Genomic DNA, 16,655 nt, shown 5'->3' on the forward strand with positions numbered 1-16,655 from the left:
ATTTTATTTGTGAATACGTTACACTTACTTTTTTACAACGAGAATTGCTGTGATCCCAATCAGTCAAGTGCCCCCTGCTTCCCTCTCCTGCAGCACATGTGAAGCCTGTTGTTGTCGATTAGAAGTGTTGTTAATTACCGATACAGGGGTTCCAAGCCAGTACATTAAAAAAAATCCACATGAAATATCGACCATGTTACGTTTAGCCGATGGTTGGTGTGCAGCGTTAGATCGTAATACGATGCGCTGCTCTATCTACGAAGTACGTCCGTTGATTTGCCGTGAATTTGAATTAGGTGAAGCAGACTGTCGCAGTGAACGAGCCAAATTCGGCTATTAATCCTCAGGATTGTTACAAGAAAATAGCAGTTAACGATTGTTTTGATATCAAAAAAACTCATTTAACGTTAACATTTGACGAGAAAATTTTAATAGAAAATCAGCAAGGCGAATTAAAGATGGGCAGAGCGTATCAGAATAAAAAAGACTCAATGGCAAAAACAGCCGGAGCAAAAACAAAAGTTTATTCGAAATACGGTAAAGAAATTTACGTATGTGCAAAAAATGGTGGTATTGATCCGGATGGTAACCTTTCCTTGCGCCGCCTTATAGAACGAGCGAAAAAGGATCAAGTGCCTGCACACGTTATCGAACGTGCAATTGAAAAAGCGCAAGGCTCAGGTGGCGAAGACTATAGCACTGCTCGCTATGAAGGATTTGGCCCAGGTGGATGTATGATTATTGTTGATTGTTTAACCGACAATAACAATCGCACTTTTTCAGATGTGCGGGTTTGTTTTACCAAAGCCAATTCAAAAATTGGTGCCCAAGGCTCTGTGGCGCATTTGTTTGATCATTTAGCTATCTTTGCATTTGATGGTGACGATGATGAAGCCGTACTTGAAGCACTATTAATGGAAGACATTGATGTCTCAGATGTCGAGAATGAAGGCGGTAAAATTACGGTATTTACCCCACATACCGAGTTTTTTAAAGCAAAAACCGTATTAGACAGCCTAGATGGAGTCAAACTCGATGTCGAAGAAATCGCGTTTGTGCCGCAAAACACCACACCTATTTCTGGCGACGATGTAGAAGTATTTGAACGTTTCTTGGCGATGCTTGAAGATTGTGATGATGTTCAAGAGGTTTACCATAACGCAGAAATTACACAATAATTTCACTTTGTACCAATACAACTCTGCTCAGCTGTAAACGAACAGATTAAAAATAATGATTCAGGCGCTTTTTGCGCCTTTTTTTGGAGCTTTTATGAGCTTGGATGATTTTTTATATACCCTTAGAAATACTCCCGAAGAAATAACGTTTTCCCTCTCTATTAGCATCATTGATACTTATTATCAATTTACGCCCACAGCTTTTCAGAATGCAGGACTCGACAATCCAGCTGGTACAAATAATGGTTCGTGTAAAATATTTTCGTTTGGGTTATTACATAAACTCAGCGAGCAGCAAACTCTGGCTTTATTCGCTCAGTATTATCAAGATGTGCTCAATACACCTGATGGAGACGATCATCAGAATATTCGCCACTTTATGCGCCATCGGTGGTCTGGGATTGACTTTCCTACGGCTGCTTTAACATTACGTTAAAAAGTAATCGAGTTATTCAATCTTGAGTGGCATTTTCGGTATTGACTGTAATACTTGTATTGCTAGTTAATTTACTCAAGGATAAGAAAATGTTTAAAAAAGTAGCTCCATTTGTTGCTCTGGGTGTATTGGTTTCATTAAGCGGTTGTAGTAATACGAGTGGTTTGGAAGAACAAGTTAAATCGTTAAATGCTAAAGTTGACTCATTAACCATGAAAGTTGATGGCTTATCATCTGATGTTGCTTCTGCCAATTCGATGGCATCGCAAAATAACAGTGATATTAAAATGCTTAAGTCGTCTATTGATTCAGCGCAAGCTGACGCCAGTAAAGCCAATGATCGTTTAGATAACTTAGTGTCTTCTTATAAGAAATAACATCGCCAATTGATGAACTCATAATAAAAAACCTGCCAAAAATGGCAGGTTTTTTATTGAATAAAGTCAGCTGCTTTATTGAATATATAACGGCTTAATGAAAGCAAGTTGATGTTTATCGTCATCAGTCAATGGTCCACAATTAACCCATAAGACTAGCAACGCATCTAGCTGAGTGTCCTCGCCAGACATTTTTTCAGCTAACAAGGCAACTTGCTCTGTCATTCGAATTGCAGGATCCCCTTTTGGTTCTGCAACTTGCGATAAAATTTCCATTCTGACAAACACCTGTTCACGGGTAAGGCTTGATGGCTGTGATGTTTGCCAATGCTGCGGTATTGCAGTACCGTGTTCAAGCGCAGCAAACAACTGATCATAATTAGCGTTCAATTGTTGCTCATCAATTGTCGATATGGCTTGATTAACGGCGGCTAAAAGTTGCTTCACTTTGCCTTGCAGCGGTTTATCCTGAGTATCAATACGCTGCTGTAACAGGTTGAGTGTATCGGTTAGCTCGAGGAGCGACCCTTTATCATTCACCTTGCTTTCGAACACATTTATCAGCGTTTCTAATTCACGTTCAAGTTCAGCGCTCTGCTTAGCCACTTGTTGATCGTGCTGTGCTTTTGATTCATCACGTCTGGCAAATAAAGCATCGTTATATTGACGAAATTTTTGCCAAAGTTCAGGCTCTTGTTTATTACCTGCAAAACCTAAGGTTTTCCACTTTTGTTGCAAAGATTTTATTTCCTGACAAGCAGCAAACACATCTTCACTTTCACTTAATAGTTTAGCCTGTGAAACAACCTGCGCTTTGAGTTCTGCATTACTGCGGTGCATGGTTCTGATCGCAGTCGAAATAGGTCTCTCTGCACTCTTATAGGCATCTAATAAGTTTTTGTAAGCTTTTGCATCGACGCTACCCGCTGTTCGCCACTGTTTAAGTAATTTATTAAATTGTGACTCTACGTGTTTGATATCAAATTCAGGTTGTTCGATTTCAACAGTTAACGCCTGTAATTTGTCAATAATAGCTTGACGAGCTGCAAAGTTAACCGAGCGTTCTTTTTCTTGCTCAGCAAAAAATTCTCTACAGGGTGTAAACGCCGATTCGACCAACTGATTGAAAATTTCTGCATTTTGCTTATCTTGATCCGAGACAATTTTGCCTAAATCATTCCATTGACGGCGAAAGGTTTTTACTTCTTCTGCGCGTACTTTTGGATCATGGCAAGCTGTTTGGACCAATAATTTAAGTTCTTCAATCAGGGCTTCACGTTTTGGTGCCCCTACGTACTCTTGCCAATCTTTTGCTTTACTGAGCTCATCAGCAACATGTTGATAATCTTTTTCAAGTTGCTGCTGGTAGTTAGGCGTCAATGTTTGGTAAATCTCATGCATGCCTTTAAATACACCAAAGGCAACGTTGAAACGGCCTTGGTTAATTAACCGGCGCAAATCTTTAAGCTTTTTATGACACTGATTTTTGCTCTGCTCAAGGGGGCCTTTTAACGGTTCAATAGCCGTGTGCCATTGTTGCTCTAACATTTTTAGCTGCTTTTTGGCTGAAGCGTTAAACGTGCGAGGTAATTGCTTTAACAATACTTTACTTTGCTTATGCCAACTTTGATATGCCAGTGTCGCGTCGTCATACTGCGCCACATCATTGGGTATCTCAACAGTACTGAATTTGGCCAATTGTTGGTTGAAAGCCTCAAGCGTCGCCATGGTTTCTGGTAACTCAGCTAATATTGCTGCTAACTGCTCAAAGCGAGTCTGACTCTGTGCATCCACTTGTGGTGTCATTTTTAGTAACGCTTCTGTATGGCGGGCCATATCGTTAAGCGCTGAGACATTGTGTGATAAAAGATCATCTAACACGGTACTCATTTTATCTTCAAACTGGCTCAGCGCCTGTGCTAATACCTGTTGCTGCGCGGCAATTTCACGCAGCTCTGCAGCCTTTTGTTCAGCTAAGTGATAAGCTTCGCCAAGCGTGGTAATTTTCTTTTCTAATTTTTGTTCAAGTGTTCTGAATTTGTTTTTGAATTGCTCTTTTGATTCATTATCAAGCCAGACTAATTCTAATTGGTTCCATTGCTCATATAATGCAATAGCTTCATCTTTGACTTGTAGATAGTCATTTTTGTCACGCAGTGCATTCAACTTAGCTAAAATTAATGTCACCTCTTTGGTGATTTTCACCGGCATTTCTTTAGCTAGTTTTGCCTCAGCTACTTTTTCTTCTATCAATTTAAGAGCAGCCGGTTTCGCTTTATTTTTTACACTTTTTATTAATTGATATTGTTCAATTAAATCTAATAACTTTACTTGAAATTGCTCGTTCGCCTGTTGAAAAGCGGTTTCAATTAAGCTGGGCTTTGCCAGACGTTTAAGTAATTTCAAGCGCAGTAGGTCATCTTGGTCATTTAATGCAAGCTTTTCGAGAACCGTATTTTTATTACAACGGTCGATATAATCAATTCGGTGCTCTGCTGGCAATGATTGATCTGCATTCAATACCGCTGACATTATTTGTTTTTCTGCTAACTCTTTTATGGATTGCTCTTGCTCTTGCTTAAACGCTTGCCACCACGAAGTCATATTATTGAGCTTAGTAAGGGCTTTTTTGCGCACTTCAACCGCTTCATCACTAAAGGCTAACTGATTTAAAATGTCGTGATCTTTACTTTGCTTACAATCGAGCTTTTCTAAAGCACCTAAACGAATCGCTAGCTTTGGGTGTTTCCATTTAGGCGTGAAAAGGGTCTTAAATATCATTTTGGTTAAACCTTGCTATGTCGTTGCTAGAGGCAAATTGGCGTTTCAATTCTTGTTTTGACTTTTGTACGATGTGACCATCTGCACCAACAGTAAATTGCTGTTCAGACTTTTCAATTTTTGCTTGATACAACATGACGGCTTGAATAGCTTGATCTCTTTGCTCAGGCATCAGTGGTGTTCCATCTGGCCACTTACCTGTTGCTGCGCCATATTGCAAACGCTCATATAACTCTGGGGTAATGTTGTTTACGAGTTGTTCAATATTCATAGGTATTATTTCTTTTTCAAAAAAACGATGCGAATACGATTAATTAAGTACCATAAAAACCCTACGGCAATCGCCCCTTGGCAGATCATCATTTCGGTTGATTGGGGTTCAGGTGTACGAGAATACAGATATAAAAAGCCCGAAAGAAATAAAATCAACGCTAAAAATGAATGATTCATCAGCTTTTGCTTTTGTTCGTAATAATGCTGTGTTGCTATCACTTGGCGACTTTGCTCGGTCAAACCTTGCAAAGCGAACTGACAATGTGGACATTGTTTGTGTTTACTGGATGCCGGCTTTTTACAGTTGGGGCAATCGATTCGTGCCATACTCGCTCCTACATACTACTTAACGACACCGTCAAGGGACAAGAATAAAAAAGGCGCCCTATTGGACGCCGCATATTCTACTCTTTTTCATCGTCCTTGTCTTTTTTAAACTTCACCCAATAATCATCCACAGACTGCTTCATTTCTTTATGGAGGATCATAATACCCAGTAAGTTTGGTAAGGTCATAACAACAATAGCCACTGCTGCTAATTTCCAAACAAGTGTAGTATCAGCAAACGAAGCCCAAAAGAACCCTGCAACGTAAAAAACGCGATATGGCATGACTGAGCGACTACCTAATAAATAAGTCATGGCACGGTCACCATAATAAGACCAAGCAATTGCAGTTGAAAAAGCAAACAATAATAAACCAATCGAAACAATGTATTTACCGTTTTCCCCAAAGAAACCGCGTGTAAATGCTATTGTTGTCAGTTCAGCTGAGTGAACCAATGATTTGCCTTTGACTAAGATTGCAGTGTCGTCAATAACACCATCAACAATGTCAATTGTACCTGTGTAAACATGGCGTTCAGTTAAACCAAACCGAATATCTTCACCAATTGAGCGCGAATGAAGAACAGTAAAATCTTGGTTGACCGCTTTACCCTCAATGACATTGATTTGGCCATTGTAGAGTTCTACGTTATTGGCTTCATCATTTAGGTAATCAAATAAGACCTTACGATCGGCATCGTCTGACTCAGTGTAATTACCTTTTAGGAAGGTCATACTCGAACGTTCAAAACTGGTTTCAAATTTTTCGTTCCATGCACCTGACGATAAAATCACTAAGCCAGTTAAGGTACAAATAATGATAGTGTCAATGAATGGCTCTAAAATAGACACCATACCTTCAGACACTGGCTCATCCGCCTTCGCTGAAGCATGCGCGATAGGTGCAGAACCTTGACCAGCTTCATTTGAGAATAAACCACGGTTTACACCACGGTTAAACGCATAAGCAAACGACGCGCCTAAGAAACCGCCCGCTGCAGATGAACCAGTAAATGCATTACTGAATACAGCCGCAAAAGAAGGGCCGATATTTTCGATATTATAAAAAATAACCGCAAGCGCACCGATGATATACACAGCAGCCATTAATGGCACGACGCGAGAAGTGATCGCCGCAATCCGTTTAATACCACCTAAAATGACCAAAGCAAGCAGTACAGATAACACCGCACCTGTCGCTATTGGTGCGAACCCAAACGTTGCCTCCATGCCTTGAGCTATATTGTTAATTTGCGGCAAGCTACCTGTTCCAAATGAACTGATCACAGTTGCGATAGCAAATAATACCGCAAGCCATTTCATATTCAGTCGTTTGTCCATGTAGTACATCGGACCACCGGCCATGGTGCCGTCTTCTGTTTTTTCACGGTATTTATGTGACAAGGTCACTTCAACAAATTTGGTCGTCATACCAAAAAATGCTGTCATCCACATCCAAAATAATGCCGCTGGACCACCGATTGAAATTGCCAGCGCAACACCACCAATGTTACCGGTACCCACAGTACCCGATAACGCGGTAGCAAGAGCTTGGAAATGCGTTGTATCCCCTTCAGCTGATTTCTTCTCATGCTTACCACTGACAATTTGAAGAGCATGTCTGAAGTAACGCACCTGAGGGAACTTAAGGTAGATCGTAAAAAATAAACCGACCCCTAACAAAACATATGGGAACCAAGCAGCTCCCCCTAACATGCCATCTAGGCTGTCTAATAAATTACCAAACTCTTGCACGTGTTGTTCCTCTTGTTATTATTTTTATCTGCTTTATTAAAGCTTATCGACCACATTTAAAACCGCGACTAAGGTATCTTGACCAAATGAATATGAACGACGGTCTGACCATCCATAATCTGGATCAGGTAAGCCGATATTATCTTTAAATGGCATTTCAACGGTATAGGATAATGTCTTAAACTGCTCACCAACCCATGCAGCGCCGACTGTCAAATTAGCTTGACCCGGTTCATCTTTATCATAACCATGTACATCTTGAAACTCTGGCGTTGCAGCATGCATAGCCGCTTTAAATGCTTCTTCAAGTGCTTGATGACGAGCATCGTAACTTGGTACACCTTCACAACCTGCAACAAAGTTATATGGAATCGCTTCGTCACCATGGATATCTAAGAACATATCAAGTCCCACTTCGAGCATTTTCTCTCGAACATAAAACACTTCTGGGCTATTTGTTTGACACGGTGATTGCCATTCGCGGTTTAGGTTGCGACCTACCGCATTTGTGCGAAGGTGCCCACGTGCACTGCCATCAGGGTTCATGTTAGGAACAATGTAAAACACAGCTTTATTTAGCAACGCAGCAGCATGCGCATCTTCATCGTCAAGTAGCTTATGAAGTACACCTTCCACAAACCATTCAGCCATTGTTTCACCTGGGTGCTGACGAGCGGTAATCCAAATTTTCTTTTTACCTTCGGCTGGCTCTCCAACACGAATTAATGTCATATCACGTTGATCGACTGTCTGGCCTAATGTCTCAACCTGGCAAATGTCATGGCATTGAGCCAAAGAAATTAAGTCTAAGTGACGTTCATAACTGTAAGGTGCAAAATAGGCGATGTAAATCTGATCACATTCCATTTCACATTCAATACTTAATACACCGTTAGCATATGTTGTCGGCAGACGTAACCATGTTTGGCGATCATACGATGCAACGGCTTGGTAATTTTCCCATCCATCAGGGTAAGCAGAAGCTTCCAAACCACCGATATGCAAATTGTGTAATTGACCACGACGAGAATCTAAACGAAAGTGAAACCACTGGAAAAAATCAGAATTGTTGTCTTTGTGGATTGAGAGTTGAATATCGTTTGGATTTTCAATGCTATTTACAACGATATTGCCTGAGTCAAACTGACTAGAAATTTTCATTTAATTAACCTTTTTTGCACATTGGCGCCAAGACTACCACACTTATTTCGGTGGTAAAATCGCTCCGGAATAAAAGAAATAAAAAAACCAGCACATGGCTGGTTTTTATTCGTTACAACGATTAACGCGGCAAGCTTGGGTGCGTTACTTCAGCCATATCGCGCATAACACGAACAACCTGACAGCTATAACCGAACTCATTATCGTACCAAACATACAGTACAACACGATTACCATCAACGATGGTCGCTTGAGAATCAACAACACCGGCATAACGACTGCCGACTAAGTCAGTCGATACTATTTCTGTCGAAGCTGTGTAGTCGATTTGATCACGTAAATCTGAATAAAGCGCAGTATCACGTAAGAATTCATTGAGCTCTTCACGTTCGGTGCTGCTATTAAGATTTAAATTAATAATAGCCATAGAAACATTCGGTGTTGGAACACGGATTGCGTTGCCAGTTAATTTACCCGCAAGTTCAGGTAGCGCTTTAGCGACTGCCTTTGCTGCACCTGTTGACGTGATAACCATATTAAGCGCAGCACTGCGACCACGACGCTCTGATTTGTGGTAGTTATCAATTAAGTTTTGGTCATTCGTATATGAATGCACTGTCTCAACATGGCCGTTTAAAATACCATATTTATCATTAATGGCTTTTAGCACTGGTGTAATTGCATTGGTTGTACAACTTGCAGCAGAGATAATTTTATCTTCTTTTAAAATCACATCATTGTTCACACCATAGACGATGTTTTTGATGTCACCTTTTGCTGGAGCCGTCAGTAGCACTTTTGCAGCACCTTTTGATTGCAAGTGCTGCCCTAAGCCTTCTTCATCACTCCAAATACCTGTATTATCAACAATTAATGCATCGTCAATGCCATAGGCTGTGTAGTCAATTTCTGCCGGAGAGTTAGCATAAATAACTTGAATATAAGTGCCATTTGCTTTAATTGCATTGCGCTCATGATCAACTGTAATTGAACCATTAAATGGACCATGAATTGAATCACGACGTAATAAGCTGGCACGCTTTTCTAAGTCACCATCACGTCCACCACGTACCACGATTGCACGTAAGCTTAAATCGGCGTGAGAGCCACCGCGTTCAATTAATAAACGTGCCAATAAACGACCAATACGTCCAAAACCATATAAAACAACATCACGCGGTTTAGTGTCATCTTTCACATTAACGATTTCAGCTAACTCATCATTTAAGTACGCTTCAATAGTGCGACCTTCGCCTGCATTTTTATAAATATATGCATAGGCAAGTTTACCTAAATCGATACGCGCTGAGGCTAAATCCATTTTGCTAATTGCTTCTAAGAAAGGGAAGCTTTCACGTAAACGTAATTTACTTTCTTCAAACTGCGCCACTGTTTTATGTGCTTTAATCACATCAATCGTGCTCGCACTAACTAAAGGTCGGCCATAAATTGCGATTTCAATACCTGCATTACGGTATAATTTACCGATAATCGGTTGCATACTTTCTGCGTAATCTTGGCGTTCCTGCCAACTTTTTTGATATTCTTGCTCGTGAGATAAGGTCATTTTTTCTGCCTAATAAACAAATTTTGAACGGATAGCCCTCTATGGGCGTGCCTATTCTAATTTAATATTGCTTTTTTCTCTACTGTTAGGATTCAGAACATTGGGCTAGACTAATAAATGCTAAAAAACTAAAGGAAAATCAATGAAACGAGTGGCATTCATAATTGCACCATTTTTACTGATACAGGGCTGTGGTGACGAAGTGTCAGTCCGAGATGTGTGTGATAACACCCCCGGCATGTGTAGCGACCTCAATACTGACGGCCATTGCAATGTTGAACGTTCGCAAGTAATTGTTGCGCGTCATTATGAAAAAGCACAACCGACGGATGAAAATAAATACACATTGCTTGATAATTTCGAGCAATATTCGCGCTGTATTTACCGAGCGGCAGGTATTGAACACATAAAATTAAAAGATAAAAAGACATCCCGCGTTAATGGCTACTTGACCAGTTTGGCTGAAATCAAGCGCCTTTCGAACGAAACGGTCAATTCTACTTATCCAAAGTTGTTATATTATCATTGGTCTCGTAATGGCTCAGAAGAAGCGATGGAGAAACTACTGCAACAAGAACAACAAGCAGCAATGCAAACTTCTGAAATGCAGTTTCTACTTGCCACATATTTTATTAAATTCGATTTAGAAAAAACGTTAGACTTGCTCTATTTAGCTTTGCAACTCAATCCGGCTGGAGAAACAGTCAATACTGAAATTTATACATCATTGGTTAATATTTTTTATAAACAAAAAAATTATAAACATGCGTATATCTGGGGATTGATAGCGCAAGAGTCTGGTGTTAAAAAAATTGATTTGGCACCGCTTGAAAATCTTCTGCAAGGAGAAGGAAAATCTTTAGATGCATTACAAGATTTAGCCGATAAGACCTACGATGAAATCAATAATGGTGAATTTATCTCACCTCGTGGTTTTTAATACTTATTTCTATGCATTAAGCAATCAACAAAAATAAAGGCAGCCTAAGCTGCCTTTATTTCTAATTTGACTTCGTCGTACCGACTTCAACTCTTGTTTTGAGTTTTTGGCCTGGTCTGAAAGTCACCACGCGACGTGCAGAGATAGGAATATCTTCACCTGTTTTAGGGTTGCGTCCCGGTCTCTGGTTTTTATCACGTAAATCGAAGTTACCAAAGCCAGAAAGCTTGATCTGTTCGCCGCTTTCGAGAGCTGCACGAATGTTTTCAAAAAAACTTTCTACTAGTTCTTTGGCATCTTTTTTATTAATACCCAATTTAACAAATAGGTGTTCAGCTATGTCGGCTTTAGTAAGCGCCATATCTAGTCCCTCAACGATGCATTAAACTCTTCAGCCAAAACGGCCACTACTTGATCTACAACCAATTTGATGTCCTGCTCTTCGAGCGTTCGGTCACCATTTTGCAGTGTTAGTGCAATAGCCAAACTCTTATGATCTGACTCAATACCATTGCCCTTATACACATCAAACAAGTTTAGGTCAACCAATTGATTTCCGCCAACTTTTTCTATAACTGAAAGAATATCGCCTAATTTTACATCATCTTTCACTACAATCGCGATGTCACGGCGGTTTGCAGGGAATTTAGACACTTCTTTAGCCAAAGGTAATTGACGTTTTTCTAAACCTAACATTTCGATTTCAAAGACAAAAGTCTGACTATTAATAGACAGTTTAGCTTGAATTTCAGGATGTAAAGTACCGAAAAAGCCAATTTTTTCATTATTACGATAAATTACTGCAGATTGACCAGGATGCAAGCCTTCAACGACTTCACTTTTGATTTCAAAAGAAGAGCAATCAGCCGTCAATGCAAGTAATGCTTCGACATCCCCTTTTAAGTCAAAAAAGTCCACCGAGCGGGCTTTTTCTGCCCAATGCTCACCCATCACACTGCCTGTAATCACACCACCTAAAACAGCCTGTTGAGCAATGCCATTTTCTGCTGAGTCATCTTTAATAAACTTAAGGCCGTGCTCAAATAATCGAATGCGAGATTGCTGACGATTTTGGTTGTACACCAATGAACTTAATAATCCAGGCATTAAGCTTACGCGCATCGCTGACATTTCACTTGAAATCGGGTGCGGTAAAATGAGTGCATCAGCAGAAGGATGAATAACGTTTTGAGTTTTAGGATCAACAAAACTATAAGTAATCGCTTCTTGATAACCACGAGTGACCAAAGTATTACGAAACGCTTTAAGACCCAATAATGATTCATTGTGGTCGGTCATTTTCAATGACGCTTTTGGTGCCTCATTTGGAATATTATTGTATCCAAATACGCGAGCGACTTCTTCAATCAGATCTTCTTCAATGCTGATATCAAAGCGGAAACTTGGTACTTGTGCTGTCCATTGACCGTTTTCATACACTGCAGCTAAACCAAGACGGTTTAAAATATCAGTGACTGTTTCAGCGGCTATTGAATAACCAATCACTTTATCTAAGCGGGATTGACGTAATGATACTTCTTTCTTTGCAGGTAAGTGCTTTTCGCTTAGTGCTTCAATCACTGGCCCTGCTTCACCACCGACTATTTCAAGTAATAGCTGTGTTGCTCTAGCCATTGCATCGTGTTGTAGTTGGTAATCTACACCACGCTCATATCGGTGTGAAGCATCTGTATGCAAGCCATAACTGCGCGCTTGACCTGCAATAGCCAGAGGGCTAAAAAATGCACTTTCAAGTAAGATATCCGAGGTTGATTCAGTTACCCCAGACTCTTGTCCACCGAAAATTCCAGCAATGGCTAATGCTTTAGTTTCATCAGCAATCACTAAAGTTGTCGGTTTTAATTTAGCTGTATTGCCATCAAGTAATACAAGTTCTTCGTTTTCACGTGCATTACGAACTTTAATTCCACCCTCGATTTTAGCTAAATCAAAGGCATGCATTGGGTGCCCAAGCTCTAACAATACGTAGTTAGTCACATCAACGACGGGATCAATAGAGCGGACACCACTACGACGTAATTTCTCAACCATCCACAGCGGTGTCACTGCATCTAGATTGATACCTTTAATCACACGTCCTAAGTAACGTGGACATGACTCTGGGTTGACTAATTCAATCTCAATGGTGTCATTAATCGTTGCAGCAACAGGGGCAATACTCAATGCATTCACATCGATAGCATTTAACACACCGACTTCGCGAGCTAAGCCTTTAATTCCCAAACAATCACTGCGATTAGCTGTCAGATCAACGTCAACAATTGTGTCATCTAAGCCCAAGTACTCTCTAATATCCTGACCAACAGGTGCATCTAATGGTAATTCTAAAATGCCATCTGAATTATCGCTCATGCCTAGTTCTTCAAATGCACACAACATCCCGTGAGATGGTTGGCCACGAAGCTTAGCTTTTTTAATTTTAAAATCGCCAGGTAGCACTGCACCTACTTTTGCAACAGCGACTTTTAAACCTTGACGACAATTTGCTGCACCACAGACAATATCAAGGAGTTCGTCTTCGCCAACATTTACTTTAGTTACGCGTAACTTATCAGCATCAGGATGTTGTCCACATTCAACAACCTCACCTACGACAACACCTGAAAAATTACCTGCAACCGGATCCAGGCCATCAACTTCTAAACCCGCCATTGATAATTGTTCCGATAGAGCCTCGGTGTCAATTGCTGGGTTAACCCACTCTCTTAACCACTTTTCACTAAATTTCATTTAAATCTTCACTCTTATCGGAACTGGTTTAGGAATTTCAAATCATTTTCAAAAAATGCACGCAAATCGTTTACACCATAACGAAGCATTGTAAGACGTTCAACGCCCATACCAAATGCAAAACCGGTGTATTTTTCAGGATCAATCCCGACTGATTTAAGAACATTAGGGTGAACCATGCCGCAGCCTAACACTTCAAGCCATTTGCCATTTTTACCCATAACATCCACTTCAGCTGAAGGCTCAGTAAATGGGAAATATGAGGGGCGGAAACGAATTTCCATGTCTTCTTCAAAAAAGTTACGCAAGAAATCGTGTAAAATTCCTTTTAGTTCCGTAAAACTGACATCGGTATCGACCATCAAACCTTCAACTTGATGGAACATCGGCGTATGCGTTTGGTCATAATCATTACGATAAACACGCCCTGGTGATATAATTCGCAAAGGTGGTTGTTCTGTTTCCATCGTCCGAATTTGAACGCCACTTGTCTGAGTGCGCAAAACTAATTTTGGATTAAAATAGAATGTATCATGATCAGCGCGAGCAGGATGATGCTCTGGAATATTAAGGGCATCAAAGTTATGAAAGTCATCTTCTACTTCAGGTCCTGCTTTAACTGCAAAACCAAGTTCACCAAAAAAGCTTTCAATACGTTCAATTGTGCGCGTAACTGGGTGTAAACCGCCAGAAGGTAATACACGGCCAGGTAGAGTAACATCAATTGTCTCAGCAGCTAATTTTTTAGCTAATGCTTCAGAGACAAGCGTTTCTCGCTTAATATTAATCTGCTCTTGAACTGACTGTTTTGCTTGGTTGATAACTTGGCCAGCCGTTTTACGTTCTTGCGGATCCATTTTACCTAGTGTTTTTAGCAAATCAGTTATTTGCCCTTTTTTACCTAGGTAATTTACTCGCACATCTTCAAGTTGTGCGATTTCACTTGCATTTTCAACCGCTGCGAGTGCTTGCGATACAATATTTTCTAAATTCATTAGATTTCTGATCCCTCTAGTGAGGTAGATTTGCCGATTTTTAAGGATTGTTACAATCCCTAATGATAACTGAAAGTTGCGACTAGATGCTAGTCGCGAGGACTATAAGTTTAAAGTAACTTTAATAAAGGGGATGGTGAGTTTTCGCTGTTGAACCATAGAAGCGTGATCGAGCTTATCTAACACATCAAGAAGTGCGCGCATATCTCGACTTAAACGCGTTAATAAAAATCGCGCACACTCATCAGTCAGCTCAAGGCCGCGCATATGAGCTCGTTTGACCAAAGCTTCAGCTTTATCATCATCGCTCATCGATCGGATCTGAAAAGTTGTGCCCCACTTCAAGCGTGACTCTAAATCAGGAAGTTCGATATTGAGCATGTCAGGTAACAAATCTGCCGTGACGACTAAACACTTACCGGGTTCATTAAAACGATTAAATAAATTAAATACCGCTTTTTCCCATGCATCATTACCCGCAATTAAATGTAAGTCATCAATACACAGTACATCGAGTGAATCAAGGCCATCAAGCACCAAAGGACCATACTCAAATACTTCTCTCATTGATAAAAGCATTGTTGATAAGCCTTTTTCTTGTGCGTGCACACATGTTGCATAAAGTAAGTGAGATTTTCCAGAATCTCCTAATCCACAAAGATAGGTATATTGAAATGCGTGCTGCAAATTATTAAATGAATCTTTTAAATGACTGACCTCTAATGAGTCTTCGCCGCCAAAATAGCTAGCAAATGTTTCATCGTCAGGTAATGTAACAGCCAGAGCAAGTTGCATTGGTTCAGACTTGCTCATTTATCGAAGACCCAACCACTGATAATGTTCGATCGTATTTTCATCAACGGGTGCAAATGGATCAAAAATACGCTTGAAACCTTTATCAAGGCTAAGAGTATTAACGAGGTCTTGTGTTGAGCCATTTAGGATTAATTTAAGTGTGACTTTTGAGTCTGCTATCGATTCTATTTTGATATCTTGCACGACATTTAACGTTAATAATCGTCTTTTAGCGTGTTCTAGTTCAATGTAACTATCAACACTAGACAGCATAAATAATTCACCACGTTGATTATTTTCTTGGCTTTTATTGACCCCATAGCGTCCAGCTAAAGCGGAAGATATATCATCAATCATTTGCGATATTACTTGTTGTTGATCGCCAATGATTGATTCTATTGCCAATTCAGAATCATGAGTAAATCGCCAATCTAAATGCCAAGATGTCTGCTGATGGGGTTTATATAACCTTGCGGTAACAATTCGTTCCGGATTATAGCGCTTCGAAGCCAAGTTGACTGGCTCAGAAAAATTCGCCCAAACATCACTCACTGTAATATTCACGCGATCTTCAAGATCCAATAATGGTAGAACAATCGGCAAAGCTCTTTTTTGTGATTGATCTGATAACACTTGTTCTATTTGTGGAAAGCCTTCACGTGTTACTAAGTCACGCTGGAATGCGTCTTCAAACGCCAGCCATATCAGTACCAATGGTCGTCGATTTCCCCATATTGGATAACCTGTTTCATTAAGTAATGAATCAACTTTATTATTATCAAAACGAATAATTAAATATTGTTCTCCATATTCTGCGTCTTGATATTGGTATTTTCGCATAAATTGAGAAATATTATTAAAAGCATCTTTTATTTCTGGTAGTTCTGAATCGACGGTACTGCCACTAACTTTAGTTAATACGCCAAGTAACGCAGCTTTGCTCGCTTGATCTCGCGAATACGTTGATTTATCAGACACTAAGACTTTGAATTGATATAAATCAGAAACCTCAGCCGATTGAATGCATTTTGAAGATAACAATAAGAAAATCAGGAATATAATTCTATACACAAACAAATCATCTAACAGTGAAAGTGCTACGATCCTAAAGCAAAGCAGCAAACAAATCAAAACTATCTTAAGCTTAAACTAGCAAGAAAGACTTCTATAATCCGTGTTTAATATCAAACAAGCGCAACCCTATATTTTTAAAGTCAGTAGATAAAATGTAGAGCTGATTTATAATCAATTTCTAGTACAGCAGACAGCAAAAAGCCCGACTCAATGAGTCGGGCTTTTCTTAATAGGAGCCTGGCGATG

General features: G+C 40.0%; 16 protein-coding genes. 5 read left to right on the forward strand and 11 right to left on the reverse strand.

The genetic code is table 11. The annotated features are described in order from the left end of the window. The first annotated feature begins 49 nt into the window (after positions 1–49). The 4 genes from PULV_RS12350 to PULV_RS12365 all read left to right on the forward strand — a co-directional run bounded on the left by PULV_RS12350 (position 50) and on the right by PULV_RS12365 (position 1,991). Positions 50–340, forward strand: coding sequence for a YkgJ family cysteine cluster protein (locus tag PULV_RS12350; RefSeq protein ID WP_217895809.1), 291 nt, complete (start codon positions 50–52; stop codon positions 338–340). Positions 341–458: 118 nt separating this feature from the next. After that, positions 459–1,178 carry a YebC/PmpR family DNA-binding transcriptional regulator gene (locus PULV_RS12355; protein WP_193331863.1) on the forward strand — a complete coding sequence of 240 codons (720 nt, stop codon included), beginning with the start codon at positions 459–461 and terminating at the stop codon, positions 1,176–1,178. Between the two features lie 94 nt (positions 1,179–1,272). Continuing rightward, the gene (locus tag PULV_RS12360) at positions 1,273–1,614 is read left to right on the forward strand and encodes a HopJ type III effector protein (RefSeq protein WP_193331864.1); all 342 of its coding nucleotides are present in this window, start codon (positions 1,273–1,275) and stop codon (positions 1,612–1,614) included. An 89-nt stretch (positions 1,615–1,703) separates the two neighbouring features. Then, complete coding sequence (locus tag PULV_RS12365; protein WP_086745260.1) at positions 1,704–1,991, forward strand: Lpp/OprI family alanine-zipper lipoprotein; 288 nt, start codon at positions 1,704–1,706, stop codon at positions 1,989–1,991. A gap of 75 nt (positions 1,992–2,066) precedes the next feature. Here PULV_RS12365 and PULV_RS12370 read toward each other — a convergent pair whose 3' ends face one another. The 6 genes from PULV_RS12370 to PULV_RS12395 form a co-directional block, all read right to left on the reverse strand. Continuing rightward, positions 2,067–4,772 (reverse strand): DUF349 domain-containing protein, encoded by a 2,706-nt coding sequence (locus PULV_RS12370; protein ID WP_193331865.1) that lies wholly within the window; start codon positions 4,770–4,772, stop codon positions 2,067–2,069. Next, positions 4,762–5,043, reverse strand: a complete 282-nt coding sequence (locus PULV_RS12375) for a YeaC family protein (protein ID WP_086745262.1) — start codon at positions 5,041–5,043, stop codon at positions 4,762–4,764. Before PULV_RS12375 ends, PULV_RS12370 begins: the two co-directional genes overlap by 11 nt. Before the next feature lie 5 nt (positions 5,044–5,048). Continuing rightward, positions 5,049–5,372 (reverse strand): hypothetical protein, encoded by a 324-nt coding sequence (locus PULV_RS12380; protein WP_086745263.1) that lies wholly within the window; start codon positions 5,370–5,372, stop codon positions 5,049–5,051. Between the two features lie 77 nt (positions 5,373–5,449). Beyond that, positions 5,450–7,126 carry an alanine/glycine:cation symporter family protein gene (locus PULV_RS12385; RefSeq protein ID WP_086745264.1) on the reverse strand — a complete coding sequence of 559 codons (1,677 nt, stop codon included), beginning with the start codon at positions 7,124–7,126 and terminating at the stop codon, positions 5,450–5,452. Between the two features lie 36 nt (positions 7,127–7,162). Next, positions 7,163–8,287, reverse strand: coding sequence for a M14 family metallopeptidase (locus PULV_RS12390; RefSeq protein WP_086745265.1), 1,125 nt, complete (start codon positions 8,285–8,287; stop codon positions 7,163–7,165). Positions 8,288–8,408: 121 nt separating this feature from the next. Continuing rightward, the gene (locus PULV_RS12395; RefSeq protein ID WP_086745266.1) at positions 8,409–9,854 is read right to left on the reverse strand and encodes a glyceraldehyde-3-phosphate dehydrogenase; all 1,446 of its coding nucleotides are present in this window, start codon (positions 9,852–9,854) and stop codon (positions 8,409–8,411) included. Between the two features lie 142 nt (positions 9,855–9,996). Between PULV_RS12395 and PULV_RS12400 the strand changes: the two genes are divergently transcribed. Then, the gene (locus PULV_RS12400; protein WP_086745267.1) at positions 9,997–10,794 is read left to right on the forward strand and encodes a DUF2989 domain-containing protein; all 798 of its coding nucleotides are present in this window, start codon (positions 9,997–9,999) and stop codon (positions 10,792–10,794) included. Between the two features lie 61 nt (positions 10,795–10,855). Here PULV_RS12400 and ihfA read toward each other — a convergent pair whose 3' ends face one another. From ihfA to PULV_RS12425, 5 genes are all read right to left on the reverse strand, one after another. Further along, complete coding sequence (gene ihfA / locus PULV_RS12405; RefSeq protein WP_009840442.1) at positions 10,856–11,155, reverse strand: integration host factor subunit alpha; 300 nt, start codon at positions 11,153–11,155, stop codon at positions 10,856–10,858. A gap of 2 nt (positions 11,156–11,157) precedes the next feature. Then, the gene (gene pheT, locus PULV_RS12410) at positions 11,158–13,545 is read right to left on the reverse strand and encodes a phenylalanine--tRNA ligase subunit beta (RefSeq protein ID WP_193331866.1); all 2,388 of its coding nucleotides are present in this window, start codon (positions 13,543–13,545) and stop codon (positions 11,158–11,160) included. A gap of 14 nt (positions 13,546–13,559) precedes the next feature. Further along, a complete protein-coding gene (gene pheS, locus PULV_RS12415) occupies positions 13,560–14,540 on the reverse strand; it encodes a phenylalanine--tRNA ligase subunit alpha (RefSeq protein WP_086745269.1) in 981 nt (326 codons plus the stop codon). 102 nt (positions 14,541–14,642) lie between these two features. Continuing rightward, positions 14,643–15,353 carry a DnaA regulatory inactivator Hda gene (gene hda, locus PULV_RS12420; protein WP_086745270.1) on the reverse strand — a complete coding sequence of 237 codons (711 nt, stop codon included), beginning with the start codon at positions 15,351–15,353 and terminating at the stop codon, positions 14,643–14,645. Further along, positions 15,354–16,406, reverse strand: a complete 1,053-nt coding sequence (locus PULV_RS12425; RefSeq protein ID WP_176365217.1) for a DUF2066 domain-containing protein — start codon at positions 16,404–16,406, stop codon at positions 15,354–15,356. Positions 16,407–16,655: the final 249 nt, after the last annotated feature.

Origin of the sequence: Pseudoalteromonas ulvae UL12 (assembly GCF_014925405.1) — a bacterium.
Classification (GTDB): Bacteria; Pseudomonadota; Gammaproteobacteria; order Enterobacterales; family Alteromonadaceae; genus Pseudoalteromonas; species Pseudoalteromonas ulvae.